Origin of the sequence: Bacteroides sp. AF32-8BH, assembly GCF_003435205.1 — a bacterium.
Taxonomy (GTDB): domain Bacteria; phylum Bacteroidota; class Bacteroidia; order Bacteroidales; family Bacteroidaceae; genus Bacteroides; species Bacteroides ovatus.
The window spans coordinates 1-15,341 of the sequence record NZ_QVLZ01000075.1; the positions used below are offsets into that span (position 1 = coordinate 1).

At 44.6% G+C, this 15,341-nt stretch carries 10 protein-coding genes; 1 reads left to right on the forward strand and 9 read right to left on the reverse strand.

Features of this window, described 5'->3' with window-relative positions:
* Positions 1 to 80: 80 nt before the first annotated feature.
* From DWZ47_RS29085 to DWZ47_RS29125, 9 genes are all read right to left on the reverse strand, one after another.
* Positions 81 to 1,289, reverse strand: a complete 1,209-nt coding sequence (locus tag DWZ47_RS29085) for a PepSY-associated TM helix domain-containing protein (protein ID WP_008650288.1) — start codon at positions 1,287 to 1,289, stop codon at positions 81 to 83.
* Between the two features lie 89 nt (positions 1,290 to 1,378).
* Entirely contained in the window at positions 1,379 to 2,767 is a 1,389-nt protein-coding gene (locus DWZ47_RS29090) for a DUF4374 domain-containing protein (protein WP_004306780.1), read from the reverse strand.
* Between the two features lie 40 nt (positions 2,768 to 2,807).
* Entirely contained in the window at positions 2,808 to 5,222 is a 2,415-nt protein-coding gene (locus tag DWZ47_RS29095; RefSeq protein WP_117515580.1) for a TonB-dependent receptor, read from the reverse strand.
* Between the two features lie 192 nt (positions 5,223 to 5,414).
* Entirely contained in the window at positions 5,415 to 6,266 is an 852-nt protein-coding gene (locus DWZ47_RS29100) for an SDR family oxidoreductase (RefSeq protein ID WP_117515582.1), read from the reverse strand.
* On the reverse strand, positions 6,263 to 7,486 hold the full coding sequence (locus tag DWZ47_RS29105) for an NADH:flavin oxidoreductase (protein WP_004306773.1): 1,224 nt from the start codon (positions 7,484 to 7,486) through the stop codon (positions 6,263 to 6,265). The genes DWZ47_RS29100 and DWZ47_RS29105 overlap by 4 nt, the downstream gene beginning before the upstream one ends.
* A gap of 51 nt (positions 7,487 to 7,537) precedes the next feature.
* A complete protein-coding gene (locus tag DWZ47_RS29110; RefSeq protein ID WP_061448601.1) occupies positions 7,538 to 8,299 on the reverse strand; it encodes a DUF1295 domain-containing protein in 762 nt (253 codons plus the stop codon).
* 193 nt (positions 8,300 to 8,492) lie between these two features.
* Positions 8,493 to 9,836 carry a citrate/2-methylcitrate synthase gene (locus tag DWZ47_RS29115; RefSeq protein ID WP_004299485.1) on the reverse strand — a complete coding sequence of 448 codons (1,344 nt, stop codon included), beginning with the start codon at positions 9,834 to 9,836 and terminating at the stop codon, positions 8,493 to 8,495.
* Positions 9,837 to 9,856: 20 nt separating this feature from the next.
* Complete coding sequence (gene icd, locus DWZ47_RS29120) at positions 9,857 to 11,053, reverse strand: NADP-dependent isocitrate dehydrogenase (RefSeq protein WP_008650282.1); 1,197 nt, start codon at positions 11,051 to 11,053, stop codon at positions 9,857 to 9,859.
* A 3-nt stretch (positions 11,054 to 11,056) separates the two neighbouring features.
* Entirely contained in the window at positions 11,057 to 13,300 is a 2,244-nt protein-coding gene (locus DWZ47_RS29125; RefSeq protein ID WP_117515584.1) for an aconitate hydratase, read from the reverse strand.
* 53 nt (positions 13,301 to 13,353) lie between these two features.
* Here DWZ47_RS29125 and DWZ47_RS29130 point away from each other — a divergent pair.
* Positions 13,354 to 15,341 (forward strand): AAA domain-containing protein (locus DWZ47_RS29130; protein ID WP_117515586.1); only part of this gene is annotated, 1,988 nt, incomplete at its 3' end.

Sequence of the window (15,341 nt, forward strand, 5' to 3'; positions counted from 1 at the left end):
ATTATTTATTCACAATAGAAGAAGTACCACCAAATTTGACGAAGAACCTTTTTCAACTTTATAGTAGGAAAAAATTTCATTCATTTCCGTACCTTTATGAGTCTTTTTATCCATAAATAATATCCAGTCAGTGGTAGTGCAGACCCCAATAAGGCAGCAATAAAGGTAAGTATGCGAGTAAACATTCCTCCCCAGTTACCAACATGCACAGAATAAATCCAACCACGAATCTTTCCCGACTTGTCTTGATGTTGATAAAGACTTGTTTCTGTAAATTCACCATTATCCGTATTGAAAGAATAACGGTCAGATGCCCGCTGATTACCGAAACGGTTGAAAGACACGCTTGCCGTACCAGAAGAAATACTGATTTGCTTATACTCCGGATTCTGACGTCTTAGTTTATCATAAATCTCTTGCCAATAAACGAATGGTGAAGTTACCGAGTACATATCACTATGATTGTTTTCCGGACGTCTGCTTCTTTCACCCTTTCGAACCTCATTTCCTTCTCTTTTCTTTTCCCGATGGGCTGCCAGTTTGGTATTTCTCTTTTGAGCATCACTTTTCTGTTCATGTCCTTGGGCGGCACGTTGCTGTACTTCTACCCCGAAGACCTTATAGAAAGCCGTCCGATACCACGGAAAAGACCAGGTCAATCCCGTCAGTGCCATAGCCAGTAGAAAGATCAGAGCATACATTCCACCTGCCACATGCAAGTCATACCAAAACCTTCTCCAACCTTTTGTTGCTGTTATTTTCAGGCTATTCTTCAATGCTTTACGTGTACGCGGCCACCAAATGACAATTCCCGAAATCAGTACAAAAACAAGTAAAAGCGTACTGACACCTACAATCATTTTGCCCCAAAAGATTCCTTCATTTCCCGGATTCATACTATCCAGAAGCCAGCGATGCATTCGGAACATAAACATAAAAAAGCCGCTACGCTCGCTTTTTCCTTTTACTTCGCCCGTATACTGGTCTACATACAAAGATGCACGACGTGGTTTGGAAAGACTAACCTGATACGCACGTCCGGGATCAGAAGATATGCTGACACCGGTCACCGCTACACTGTCAGGCAATGTCGTCGCCACTTTTTCAAGCAACTTATCCATAGGAAGAGGAGACCCCTTTACCGTTTCTACGTAGTAAAGGTCGCGTCGAAACCACTCATTCGCCTCATTTTCAAATACCAGCATGGCACCGGAGAAGCAGACAAGAGTTATTATCAGTCCGAAAGGGACGGAAAGCCACAAATGTATCTTTCTGAATATTTTTTTCATGTTTTCATTACTATTTCTTGAAAAAGCCTGCAAAGCTTTCCGCTCGGCAGGCTTTTATCTACAAAAGATTCTCTATTTAACCGACTGTATTATTTTGAAAGATATTCCATCTTACCTACCGTAGTGATAGCGTCAGCCTCTACCGTCAAACCTTTGACTGCCTTGCCTGTTTTTGCGTCTATTTTATAGAAGGCCGGTTTCTCGCCCGTAGTCACAGTGACAGCCATATAAGCATACCCTTTTTCTCCATAAGGCTCGCCACCAAACTTTCCGTCAGCCGGCAGACCTGTAACAGGCATAATCGTCTGATCTTCCGCCTTGAAAACAGCTAATTCGCTAACATCTGCACTTGTACCGCCATTAATCATATCTTCCGCTCCCTTTTTATACAATTGAAGCAGGAAGTAATCTTCAGAGATGTGCCAGCAACGGAAAATAGGATGTTTAGTGCCTATCTCTTCAAAGTTCACATAGTAATCCGGATCGAAATCTGTTGCGCCTGCTTTGATACGCATTGCGCCCGAAGGCTTCTGTCCTGTTACCTTCTTCAAATCTGAAGATGAAACTGCCGTACGTCCATATCCGGGAGAGAACACATAGACGTCACCATTATCAGCGGCCCAAATGGTCTGATAATATTGTGAACGCATACGACCGCATGCATAGCCTATTTTATCAGTCTTGGCAATCACCGGAGTCTCATTGAAGTTCGTGCCACTATAAATTGCCACATAAGCATTATCCGGGTATTGTGTAGAAGGAATGACACCGGCTGTATATGCACCGCTGCCGCTACCACCGTCAGTCTTAGTCACAAGTTCCTGATCTGTCACAGCTTCCGGCCATTTTTTAATACCGTACTTACTCATTCCCATTGGGATGACAGATGTATAAATCTTATTGTTAGCTTCAACCAGACCTGCCCATGAAACTTTTTCACCATTACCCAAGTAATTTTCGGCAAGCAAGGTACCCTCTTCCTGACTGCCATCGGTCGCATCCAAATAGTTGAACAACAATGCTTGAGCCACATTCTGATCCTCATCTGTTATTTTCGAGTCCCCGGTGGAAACAGTCACCACTTTATCCCCCCAGGTTCCATAAGACGTGATACGATTATAAGTGTATGTGTACTTTTCTTTCATTTTACCATCTGCCCCCAGATAATAGGAAGCTCCTGTACCTGCGCCACCTTTATTATAAACTAAAGCAAACACATAATCCAATCCTTTATATACCCAATAGGTACCGCCAATCACCTCGGTTCCATTCCCTTGAGTCGACACTGTTCCTTCATCCAAAGAATTGGCTACTACCAAATAACTTGCTTCACCGGTTGTGGCAGCCACCACATAAGCCGTTTCTCCATCAATTGGCGGGTTATCCACCGGATTATTATCATCGTCGCAAGATGCCACAAACACACCGCTACTCAAGCAAAAAGCTATGGCAAAAGCCTGTAATAAAAACTTCTTCATATATTCTTTATTATTGATTGATACTAAAAACTTACTCTTATTATTTACCGAAAAACACTCTGAACTTTCCATAGAATGCGCGCCCCGCTTTTTGCAGACTAAAATTGTCAAACAGTTGGGCATCGGTGAAATTCCGACATTCAAATGATACATTATAACGTCCATTCTTCATGGTGTAGGACAAAGACAGATTATGAGAAAACTGTTCCGGCACCATATTCTTTGAATCTTTATCTCCGAGATTCTCCCAGTAAAGAGGAAAATCGTGCTGCCAGTAGCTATCATAGCCGATGCTCAACACATTTCCTTTGACAAACAGGTCATTCCAATAAAAATTTGCATTGATATTAGCATAACGATAGGGCAGATTCGGCATACGCACTTTATAGTGCATGCTTTCTTGCAAAGAGGAACCCGCCAGAAACTTTTCGTAATCACGAGTATCGATGCTATTGAATGTTCCTCCTATATCAAACCAACGCGAGAAGCTATAAAGCAATGACAAATTATACCCTTTGGTCCTTACGTGACCGTGGTTCTCATAATATCCGTAGCTTGTTCCTCCCAATACGTCCAGTCCTCTTTTTATATAATCTTTCGTATCCCGATATATCAAACCGGCCTCGGCATACAATCCATGCTTGCCAAACTGATGATTATAGCTGAAACTCAAATTGACATTATCACTTTTCTCCGGTTTCAGATTCATTTTACCAGCTTCAAGGTCTTCATCTCCAAAGAGTTCGTCCGTGGTCGGCAGGCGGAAAGCCTTTTCGTACGAAAGTTTCACCTGAAGATCTTTCCATATAAAATAGGTACCTGCCGCTCCATATCCAAGAGCACTTGCCGTATTGGACAGATTGATATAATTGCCTATTCCATCCGTATTCTGCGATACCGGTCCCTTGTTGTATTGCCGATAATATTTGGCAAATGCCGACACATTCCATCTGTCCGACGGCATCAGACGGTAAGAAAGCCCGCTGACGTTTTTACGGGTGATTTTAGGAATAGAAAAGTCCGTGAATTTGGAAGAAGCACCGATGGTAGAGCGGCTCGTACGTTCAAAATCACTGATTACATGACTGAAAGTAAACGTATGCGCCTGTCCGATATGGTAATTCATCTTCAGCGTCCCATTCCAGTTTTTATTTTTAGATTCACTGTTCTGGTAAGACTGTTCTCCCCGGCTGCCTTTTTCATAAAAATCTCCACGCCAGTTGTAAGCCCGCGAAGCGGTATCGACATTGTTGGTGATATTATGATTATAATTGGCAGTCAACAGTAGATCCAGGTTTTTCACCAATAAGTTCTTTTTGTAATATTCTAAAGAAGGGACCAACGAATGTCCTTTGCGGAATTTTTCACCGAACACGACATCTTGATAAACGCCTGTTTGTATCTCTTTATAGAAATGGGAATAATTAAAACTCAACGCTAAACGGTCTGCCCATTTCTTTCCTACCAGGCCGATTTTTCCAATCACGGCTTCATTATGATACTGGTCATTAAAACGTTTCAGATGATAAATCTTATTTTTATCAAGTGGCGGAAAACGTACACTTCCATCTTCTTTAATCTCAAATTCGCGTACGTAAGTGTCTACATAATAATCATTATCCGAAAAGTTTTGAAAAGCATTGACTTCATACATAAAACCATTCTTGAACGTTTGTCCGAAGCGCACGTATGATTTATGAGTATTAAATGACCCGTAAGAATAGGAAGCGTCCATAAACCACTTTCCGGGTTGCTTGTTGGTGACAATATTAACCACTCCCCCAATAGCATCGGTTCCGAATCCTACAGGAACCACTCCTTTATAGACTTCTATACGGTCGGCAAAATTAATAGGAACATTGTTCAAATCGAATGCGGCACCGGCTCCCTCCTGTGGTATGCCGTCAATGAAGATTTTCACATGTTTCCCGCTAAAGCCATCGATATACAATTGCATATCCGACCCCACTCCACCTGATTCGCGGAGTTTTACACCGGGCACTTTAGTCAGTGCACCCGCCAAAGTCTGCGTACTGTTATGCAATTTCTTCGCATCAATGGCTACCGCATTAAAAGCAGACTGATTCACACGACCGACTCCGGATGTCGTGACCAGCACCTCTCCCAGTTCTTTTACCGCCGGCGCGATAGTGACGTTTACTTTTATTCTTTCTCCCTTGGCTAATTTAACTTTCTTTTCTACCGTTTGATAACCGATAGCCGAAACGACGAGTGTATATTCACCGGCTGTAGTTTTCAAATGATATATACCTTTTTCATCTGTATAGCATCCTTGGTTGGTTCCTTTCAGATAAACTGTCGCAAAATCCACCACTTCTTTCTCCGTGGACATCACTCTGCCTGAAATTAAACTACTACGATGACGCCCATGTTGTGAATATACGGATACGGAAAACAAGAATGCCAGAAAAACCAAAAAATATTTATTGCTCATCTCCTTTTTACCTTTTTACTTTATAACCTTTTCATTGCTCTAAAAGCGATGCAAAGGTAAGCAGAAAGAGGGATGTCAAACAATCCCTATCTATTGGTAAAAATAAGACAACAAAAATGAGGTATATAGATATGTACAATACCTATATATAAGTAAATACTAGATAATTTAAATAAAAAAAGAAAAGAAACCCTACTTCAGCCAACTCGCCAACGCACGTTCCGTTACCTCCCACAACTGCTCTTTCTGCACATGATTCGTGTATTTATCAGACAAGTTTTTCCGGTGGTTATTGACATACAGTTGCCCTGTCACACCGGCTTCCTTTTCGTCCAACAGTAAACCGATTGCCGTAGAAGCCCCTTTCTTGGGTTTACGGATAAAAGGACGGAAAAAAATATCCGTCAACGGATCGAACCACTTGTGCATAGTGATGATATCAGTAGAAACAATTCCCGGATCGGCAGCATTGACGCTAATCCCCTTCTCTCGAAGTTGCTCGGAAAGTTCGAAAGTAAACAATAATAAAGCCAGCTTCGTGTTACTGTAAACAGGAATCCTCCAAAACGTTCCCGTTTTCCCTCTATGAAAGAAATCTGGGAAGTCGAGCTTGCCGATTGCGTATGTACAGGAAACCATATTTACGATACGCGCTCCACGCACCATCAGCGGAATTAATTTCCGGGTAAGCAGATAAGGTCCCATGTAGTTCACACTTACCGTTCGTTCGAATCCTTCGGAAGTAGTATGAAAATCTGTCTCCATCGTTCCGGCATTATTCATTAACAAAGAGATGGGAAGATTCCTTTCTAAGATCTGACTGGCAAAAGCAACTACGGATTGCATAGAAGATAAATCGATAGCTATTACTTCCAAATCCGGGTTTCCTGTTTCCTTGCTCAAACGTTCACGAACAACCTCCGCTTTCTTCGGATGATAACAAGCCATTATGATTCGATAACCGGCTTTGGCTACGGCACGTGTTATTTCTGTTCCCATTCCTCCGTCCGCACCGGTGATGATTGCCCATTTCATTTCACTCATTTTTTCTCCAGTTTATCAATCTCCTTTTGTAAAGAGGAAGGTAATTGTTCTTTCAAATGTTGATGACAAGCCATTTCTATCGTATACATACGTCCTATGCAATAATTACTGTGTCCACAGTTGCAGCGTGCTTGTTCCTCCTGTTTCATCCGGTTCACGAATCCCGGTTCGTTCAGTAATGCTCTCGCCATCTGCACGGCATCAAAACCGGAATCGAGCACTTCATCTATTTTCTGACGGGAAACAAGGCCACCGACATAAATCAACGGCGCATCCGGAAGAGCCGCACGGAATTTCAGTGCATCTTCAAGGAAATAGGCCTCTTTGAAGGGTACAGAGGGTATCATCCATTTGCCAAACATACGGACTCCGTATTTCAGCCACCAACAATTCATATAGTAAGACATCGAACGAATCGGCATGGCACCTCTCATTACATACATCGGCGCTTTGCTGACAAAACCACCACTCAACACCAATCCATGAGCGCCAAGTTCCAACAGTCGTTTGGCCACTTGTATGGATTCGTCAATCTCCATTCCTCCTTTGAAGCCGTCGCGCATATTCATTTTTACGAAAACTGCCATATCACTGCCTGCCGTTTTCATCACTTCTTCCATCACCATATCCATAAAACGCATCCGGTTTTCGAGCGAACCGCCATATTCATCTTTCCGGTGATTGGTGTAGGGAGACAGGAATTGACTAATCAAATAGCCGTGCCCCGCATGTACTTCAACGGCGTCGAACCCGGCTTTCCTCGCCAGATTGACTGCATTTCCATACGCTTTCGCCATTTCCGGCAACTCCTCTTTTTCCATTCCACGCACAAACGTAGGAGAATAGAGGTTGAAGCCTGAAGATGCGGATATAGGAGTGACACCACATATATTTTTATGGGACATATTTCCACAATGCCCGATTTGTATACCTACTGCGGCACCTTCATCGTGCACGGCTTTTGTCAATTCGTGTAAACGGGGAATAATGGACGGACGCAACCACAACTGACGGTCGAAAGAAAGTCCGCTTTGTGTCACGGCAGCATAAGCCACTGTTGTCATACCCACTCCCCCCGCAGCTACCGACCGATGGTAATCCAGCAACATTTGCGTGGGAGTATTCTCCGGACACATGCTCTCAAAAGCTGCCGAACGAATCGTTCGATTCCGCAGCGTCAAAGGGCCAAAGGTGACCGGGCTAAAAAGTTTAGATTCCATAGTAGTTGATATTTTATTTAAGTCATACGTAAGTCGTGATGAAAAGCACCCCTAATAAAGAAAAGGGAACACTCGTTTCCGTTCTCCCACTGCGTCTCCGAATTCTTCGCGGTAACGGCACCAAATGGCGTTGGCACGGGGAACAAGGTTAGCAATCGTCCACCAAAGGAAGACCAGACCGGAAAGTGAACAAGTGAGTATCGCCCAACCTGCCCATTCTACTATCTCGCCGAAATAGTTGGCGGAAGTGACATAACGGTACATTCCTTTTTGAGGCAGATAATGCCGGGTGTCTCCCGGTTTGCGCAAATGACGGATGATATAATCCGACTGCCAGTTCAACAGCATACCTGCGAAAAAGAGCAGTGCGCCGATAATAAACCACGGTGAAGTGAACCAACCGGCTTGATACATCGTTTCGGGAGCAAGATAGAAAATCCATTTTCCTTGCATATAACCATTCAGCAGATTAAAAAGAACTCCCATCGACATGATTGCCAGCGGCATCTTACTTTTTCCTTTCAATAGCAAAGGGAAGATGAAAGCACGCTGAAAATAGTGAATCTGAAAGAAGAGGAAGAAAGTGAAAATCACCGGTTCAAACCGACGTTCGGAATAGATCCACATCACGCACATCACCACAAAAACCGGAGCTTCCATCAATATCCAGGCTAGTTTATTGGAGATAGCTACTCCCCACGATGCTGTGCGGAAAATACCATATCCGGCTTTCACAAAGTAAAGGGCGATAAAAACAAACAAAGCAATCAGGCTCATCACCCCCAGAAACAGATTAAAAGTATCTATACTCATACCGATCTATTTTGTAACACGCAAAAATAACAAAAATGAGATAAACGACGATACAAAAAATAGAAAGAATCTGAAGTACATTCTTTTACGAACATAAAAAAGGAGAAAATATAAAATTTCCCGGATGCGCGTCTGAAATGATCGGGCACACATCCGGGATTACTTATCTATTTAATAAAAGGATTGGTTATTATCAGCGTTTCTTAATTGGGATATAAGCCAAATCATCAAGTACATTTTTATAAGCCGGGCGGATAATCCGTTTACCGTCGAAGGTCAATTCTTCATTGCGGTGTGCACACCAGCCTACGATACGTGCCATGGCAAACAGTGGAGTGAAGATTTCCTGCGGCAAACCGATCATTTCATACACGAAGCCCGAATAGAAGTCGATATTGCTGGACACTGTCTTTCCGTTGTTTTTAACCCGTCCGAAAGTAGCGATGGCACGTTCTTCCAACAGTTCGAGGAAAGCAAATTCGCTTTCTCTGCCTTTTTCACGGGCAAGGTCGCGAGCCAGTTCTTTCAATAGAAGAGCACGAGGGTCGGAGATGGTATAAACGGCATGTCCGATACCATAGATCAATCCGGTTTTGTTATACACTTCTTTGTTCAACATTCGGGTGTAGTAAGTGTCTATCTCATCTACACTTGTCCAGTCTTTGATATTTTCCTTCAGGTGCTGGAACATGTCGGCAACCTGAATATTGGCACCTCCGTGAAGCGGACCTTTCAGCGAACCGATACCTGCGGCGATGGCCGAATAAGTATCTGTTCCGGTAGAAGAAGTAACGCGAACGGTGAAAGTGGAGTTATTACCACCACCGTGCTCTGCCTGAAGAATCAATAACAAATCGAGGGTACGTGCATCTAGTTCGGTATAGTCTTTTTTCAGCATATACAGAAAATTCTCGGCAATAGAGAGCTTTTCCTGCGGATGGCGGATATGCAGAGAACGTCCGAAAGTAGCATGACGAAGCATATTATAAGCATAAGCGATGATAGTGGGGAACTTTGAAATCAGTTCAATACTCTGACGCATCAGGTTATCCCGGGAGGTATCATCCGCATTTGCGTCAAAACGATACATTTCCAATACGCTGCGTGAAAGAATATTCATGATGTTGTTTCCTTCCAACTCGATGATGTTCATTTTCGTTTTCTGTTCCAACGGCATATTGTCATTAATCAACTCACGGAAAGAAAGCAATTCTTCTTTATCCGGCAGACGTCCGGAAAGCAATAGGTAAGCCACTTCTTCGAAGCCAAAGCGTTTCTCTTTGATTATAGCGTGAGAAATATCTTCTACATCATAACCGCGATAGAACAGTTTTCCCGGTATGGGTTTCAGTCCCCCCCCCGGAACACGTTCATATCCTACTACATTACCGATTCTGGTTAAACCTACCAATACACCTGTGCCGTCTTCATTACGCAATCCGCGCTTCACATCAAACTTGGAGAACAATTCTGTATCAATCCGGGTAGCTTCCTTCATTTCCTCGGAAAGCTTGTAAATCAAGTACTCTTTTTTCATCTTTCTTCGTTTTTTATTCGTTACTTTTGTTTTTCAATTCTTTCCACGATCTCACGAGTGAAAGCGGAAGTAGAGAGGGAGGTTCCATTCGGCATAAAACGGGCTAAATCGTGTGTAGCACGAGCGTCCAGGAAGCTTTGTTCCAAGGCTTTCTCTATCAGAGCAGCCGCTTCTTTCCAGTCAAAATATTCGAGCATCATTACTGCCGAAAGGATAATAGAACAAGGGTTCACCACATCTTTTCCCGCAATATTGGGGGCTGTTCCGTGAGTCGCTTCAAAGATGGCATGACCTGTCTGGTAGTTGATGTTTGCTCCCGGAGCGATGCCGATACCGCCTACCATGGCCGCCAGTTGGTCGGAAACGTAGTCTCCATTGAGGTTTAAGGTGGCTATTACGGAATATTCTTCGGGAATCAGGAGTGTATTTTGTAAGAAAGCATCTGCAATGCAATCTTTTATCACCAGTCTGCCATCTGCCAAAGCATCGCCAAATTCACGTTGCGCCAGTTCGTAGCCCCATTTTTTGAAACCACCTTCGGTAAACTTCATGATATTCCCTTTATGCACCAGTGTTACGGAAGGCAAATGATGGTCGAGCGCATACTGGCAGGCAGCACGTACAAGACGCTCCGTGCCCTCACGTGATACAGGTTTCACACCGAAAGAAGAGGTTTCCGGGAAACGGACTTTTGTCACGCCCATTTCGTCTTTCAAGAATTGATAGAACTTTTCAGCTTCCGGAGTTCCGGCTTCCCATTCGATACCTGCATAAATATCTTCCGTATTTTCACGGAACACACACATATTCACTTTCTCCGGTGATTTGACAGGCGACTGTACTCCCTGATACCAACGAACCGGACGAAGACAGACGTATAAATCAAGTGTCTGACGCAGTGCTACGTTCAACGAACGGATTCCACCTCCGACAGGAGTTGTCAACGGACCTTTGATTCCTACCAGGTATTCCTGAAAGGTTTCCATTGTTTCATCCGGCAACCAGGAACCAGTCGCGTTGAAGGCACGTTCTCCCGCCAACACTTCTTTCCATTCGATACGACGTTTGCCGCCGTATGCTTTCCGGATAGCTGCGTCCACTACGGCTTGCATGGCAGGAGTCACTTCGGCTCCTACTCCATCGCCGGTAATATAAGGTACGGTAGGCACATCGGGTACCAACAACGTACCATCTGTTTGCATGGTTATTTTGCTCATTCTTTATCTTGCATTTAAGGCAGAACCGGCACGGAACCAGGCTATCTGCTGTTCATTATAGGTATGTTGCACTTCAAAACTTTCTTTCGTTCCGTCTTCGTGATGAAGAATAATCGTCAGATTGCGCCCCGGTGCGAAATGGACTAAGCCTGATAGGGACAAAAGATCGTGTTCCCGAATCTTGTCATAGTCTGCTTTATCTACAAAAGTAAGAGCAAGCATCCCTTGTTTTTTCAGATTTGTTTCGTGGATACGGGCAAAACTCTTAGCCAAAATGACACGTACATTGAGGAAGCGTGGTTCCATGGCTGCATGTTCACGGCTGGAACCTTCTCCATAATTCTCTTCGGCAACAACAATAGACGGAATACCTTCGGATTTATACATCTTTGCCGTACCGGAAACTGTTCCATAAGTATTTGTCGAACGATTCCAAACACGGTTCGTTTCACCATTGAAAGCATTGACAGCTCCCATCAGCATATTGTCGGAAATATTCTCCAAATGTCCCCGGAAGCGGAGCCACGGACCTGCCATAGAGATATGGTCGGTAGTACATTTTCCCTGTGCTTTAATCAATAAAGGCATATTCAGCAAGTCCTGTCCGTCCCATGCCGGGAAAGGAGTCAGAAGCTGGAGACGTTGGGAATCCGGTTTTACCCTGATTTCCGTTTTTGCTCCGTGCGGGGCAATATACCCTTCATTTCCCTGTTCAAAACCTTTCAAAGGAAGTTCATCTCCTACAGGCTCGGAGAGTTTCACTTTTTCTCCGTTATGATTCACCAGTCTGTCTTTCAACGGGTTGAAACAGAGATCACCGGCTATTGTTAACGCCATCGTTAGTTCCGGAGAAGCTACAAACGCGTATGTGTTGGGATTACCGTCAGCGCGTTTGGCAAAATTACGATTGAAAGAGGTGACGATTGAGTTTTTTCGTGTCGGATCGTCCGTCTGACGTTTCCACTGACCGATACAAGGTCCACAAGCATTTGCCATAATCGTGGCTCCCAACCGTTCAAAAGCTTCAATCATACCGTCTCTTTCGGCAGTAGCCCGGATTTGCTCCGAACCCGGATTGACGATCAGCGGAGAAGCGACGCTCAAATTCTTTTCTGTCACCTGCTTTGCCAGAGAAGCTGCACGGCTCAAATCCTGATAAGAAGAATTGGTACATGAACCTATCAAGCCCACCTCCATTTTACGGGGGTAGCCGTTCAATAACACTTTTTCTGCAAATTCAGAGATAGGAGTAGCGGCATCCGGTGTAAACGGCCCGTTTATATAAGGTTCGAGTTCTGACAAATCTATTTCAATCACACGGTCGTAATAGTTGGATGGTTCGTCGGTCACAATGTCGTCTGCACGAAGATCTGCATCAACAGATTCAGCCCAATCAACTACACAATCTCTTCCGGTAGCTCTCAAATAAGTAGCCATGCGTCCGTCAAAGGGGAACAAAGAGGTAGTAGCTCCAACTTCGGCACCCATATTGCAAATGGTAGCTTTCCCGGTAGCAGAAAGGGATTCGGTTCCGGGACCAAAATATTCGATAATAGCATTCGTTCCTCCTTTTACGGTAAGGATGCCGGCCAATTTCAGGATTACATCTTTCGGAGAGGTCCAACCGCTTAGTTTTCCGGTCAGACGGACACCGATAATCTTCGGCATTTTCAGCTCCCATTCCATTCCTGTCATCACATCCACGGCATCCGCACCACCGACACCGATAGCCACCATGCCCAGTCCGCCTGCATTAGGCGTATGAGAGTCTGTTCCCACCATCATACCGCCGGGGAAAGCATAGTTTTCGAGCACTACCTGATGGATAATTCCTGCTCCCGGTTTCCAGAAGCCGATGCCATAACGGGAAGATACATCACGGAGGAAGTCGTATACTTCTTCATTGGTTAGTCTTGCCGTAGCAATATCCGCCTTTGCGCCTTTATACGCCTGTATCAAGTGATCGCAATGCACTGTCGAAGGCACAGCCACCTGATCCTTACCTGCATTCATAAATTGAAGCAATGCCATCTGTGCAGTCGCATCCTGCATAGCCACACGGTCGGGACGGAAATTCACATAATCCTCCCCCCGTTTGTAATCTTTCAAATCGGCTACATCATACAGATGAGCATACAAAATCTTCTCGGCCAACGTCAAAGGGCGTTTCAGTATAGCCCGTACGTGTTCTACCTTTCCTTTATAAGCAGCGTAGAAAGCTTCTAACATAGTCACATCATATACCATATTGCTTTTTGTTTTTTAGTCTATCTATTAAAATAACGAACGACGTTCGAGTAATGTTTAACAAAATGAAATATTTTTTCTACCCGGAACGAAGATTTGTTACCTTTGCGCCTATTATGAGTAATAATCCGAAAAGTCCCATTATAGACCTTCAGCAACAGCAACTCCTCCTGCGGATGGAGTATGAATATGAGAAGGAAGAATTTAAGCGGCAGACCGAAACAATGGGCGTTGCCCGTAAAGTGAAGCGCGGTCTCTGCTGGTATCCTGTCTCTCTTGGCCGAAGTTACTACAATTCGCTGAATCAGCTTGTAATAGATATTACACGGACCGAAAATAAAGAAATAGAGCATTCCTTTGAGTTCGGCCGTCCTGTTTGCTTTTTCCACCAGTCATTCGAAGGAAAAGTGAAGTATATGGATTTCATCGCTACCGTCAGCTTTGCCGACGAAGAACGAATGGTCGTTGTACTCCCCGGAGCCGGAGCTTTAGCGGAACTGCAAACTGACGGTATACTGGGGGTACAACTTTATTTTGACGAAACATCGTACCGGGCCATGTTCGAGGCACTGGAAGACACGATACGTGCCAAGGACAACCGCCTGGCGGAACTGCGCGACATTTTGCTGGGTACCCAAAAGCCGGGATTCCGCGAATTATATCCCGTCCGCTTCCCATGGCTGAACAGTACACAGGAAACAGCAGTCAACAAGGTGCTATGTACGCGTGACGTATCTATTGTTCACGGTCCTCCGGGAACCGGAAAGACAACGACTCTTGTCGAAGCGATTTACGAAACATTGCATCGGGAACCACAAGTGCTTGTTTGTGCGCAAAGCAACACGGCTGTCGACTGGATTTGTGAGAAACTGGTAGACCGGGGAGTCCCCGTGCTCCGCATTGGAAATCCAACCCGGGTCAACGACAAAATGCTTTCATCCACCTATGAACGCCGGTTTGAAAGTCATCCTGCCTACCCGGAGCTTTGGGGAATCCGTAAATCTATCCGCGAAATGGGTAGCCGGATGCGCCGGGGTAGTTATTCTGAACGGGAAGGAATGCGTAATCGCATGAGTCGTCTCCGCGACCGTGCCACGGAGTTGGAAATACAAATCAATGCCGATCTTTTCGACAGTGCCCGCGTAATTGCTTCTACCCTAGTCAGCAGCAACCACCGCCTGCTCAACGGACGTCGTTTTCCGACTTTATTCATCGACGAAGCTGCACAAGCCCTCGAAGCTGCCTGCTGGATCGCTATCCGCAAAGCAGACCGGGTCATCCTTGCAGGAGATCATTGTCAACTTCCGCCGACTATCAAATGTATAGAAGCTTCCCGTGGAGGATTGGATCATACGTTAATGGAAAAAGTGGTTCAGCAAAAACCTTCCGCGGTCTCTCTATTAAAAGTACAGTACAGAATGCATGAAGCCATCATGCAGTTTCCCTCCGACTGGTTTTATCACGGAGAACTGGAAGCTGCTCCGGAAGTACGCTATCGGGGGATTCTTGATTTCGACACTCCCATGAACTGGATCGATACTTCAGAGATGGACTTTCACGAAGATTTTGTAGGAGAAAGCTTCGGACGCATCAATAAGCAGGAAGCCAACCTACTACTGCAAGAACTGGAAACTTACATCGGACGTATCGGCAAAGAGCGAATACTGGATGAAAGAATTGATTTCGGTCTGATTTCGCCATACAAGGCACAAGTGCAATATTTGAGAGGAAAAATAAAAGGAAGCAGCTTTTTACGTCCTTTCCGCAGCCTCATCACCGTGAATACGGTAGACGGCTTTCAGGGACAGGAGCGAGACGTTATTTTCATCAGTCTCGTACGTGCCAACGAGGACGGACAAATCGGGTTTCTAAATGACTTGCGAAGAATGAATGTAGCGATTACGCGGGCACGAATGAAACTTGTTATATTAGGAGATGCTTCCACCCTTGCCAAGCATCCTTTCTATAAAAGGTTGATGTTATTCATTAAAAGAGGTTGTGTCAAAACGCTGACACAGCCTTTTTTTATGCGCAAAGCCCA

What these genes read in the sequence shown, in the direction of transcription:
- DWZ47_RS29110 (WP_061448601.1), bottom strand. Translation starts at nt 8,299, where the DNA reads ATGAGTATAGATACTTTTAATCTGTTTCTGGGGGTGATGAGCCTGATT.
- DWZ47_RS29105 (WP_004306773.1), bottom strand. Translation starts at nt 7,486, where the DNA reads ATGGAATCTAAACTTTTTAGCCCGGTCACCTTTGGCCCTTTGACGCTG.
- DWZ47_RS29095 (WP_117515580.1), bottom strand. Translation starts at nt 5,222, where the DNA reads ATGAGCAATAAATATTTTTTGGTTTTTCTGGCATTCTTGTTTTCCGTA.
- DWZ47_RS29100 (WP_117515582.1), bottom strand. Translation starts at nt 6,266, where the DNA reads ATGAGTGAAATGAAATGGGCAATCATCACCGGTGCGGACGGAGGAATG.
- DWZ47_RS29125 (WP_117515584.1), bottom strand. Translation starts at nt 13,300, where the DNA reads ATGGTATATGATGTGACTATGTTAGAAGCTTTCTACGCTGCTTATAAA.
- DWZ47_RS29085 (WP_008650288.1), bottom strand. Translation starts at nt 1,289, where the DNA reads ATGAAAAAAATATTCAGAAAGATACATTTGTGGCTTTCCGTCCCTTTC.
- DWZ47_RS29115 (WP_004299485.1), bottom strand. Translation starts at nt 9,836, where the DNA reads ATGAAAAAAGAGTACTTGATTTACAAGCTTTCCGAGGAAATGAAGGAA.
- DWZ47_RS29090 (WP_004306780.1), bottom strand. Translation starts at nt 2,767, where the DNA reads ATGAAGAAGTTTTTATTACAGGCTTTTGCCATAGCTTTTTGCTTGAGT.
- icd (WP_008650282.1), bottom strand. Translation starts at nt 11,053, where the DNA reads ATGAGCAAAATAACCATGCAAACAGATGGTACGTTGTTGGTACCCGAT.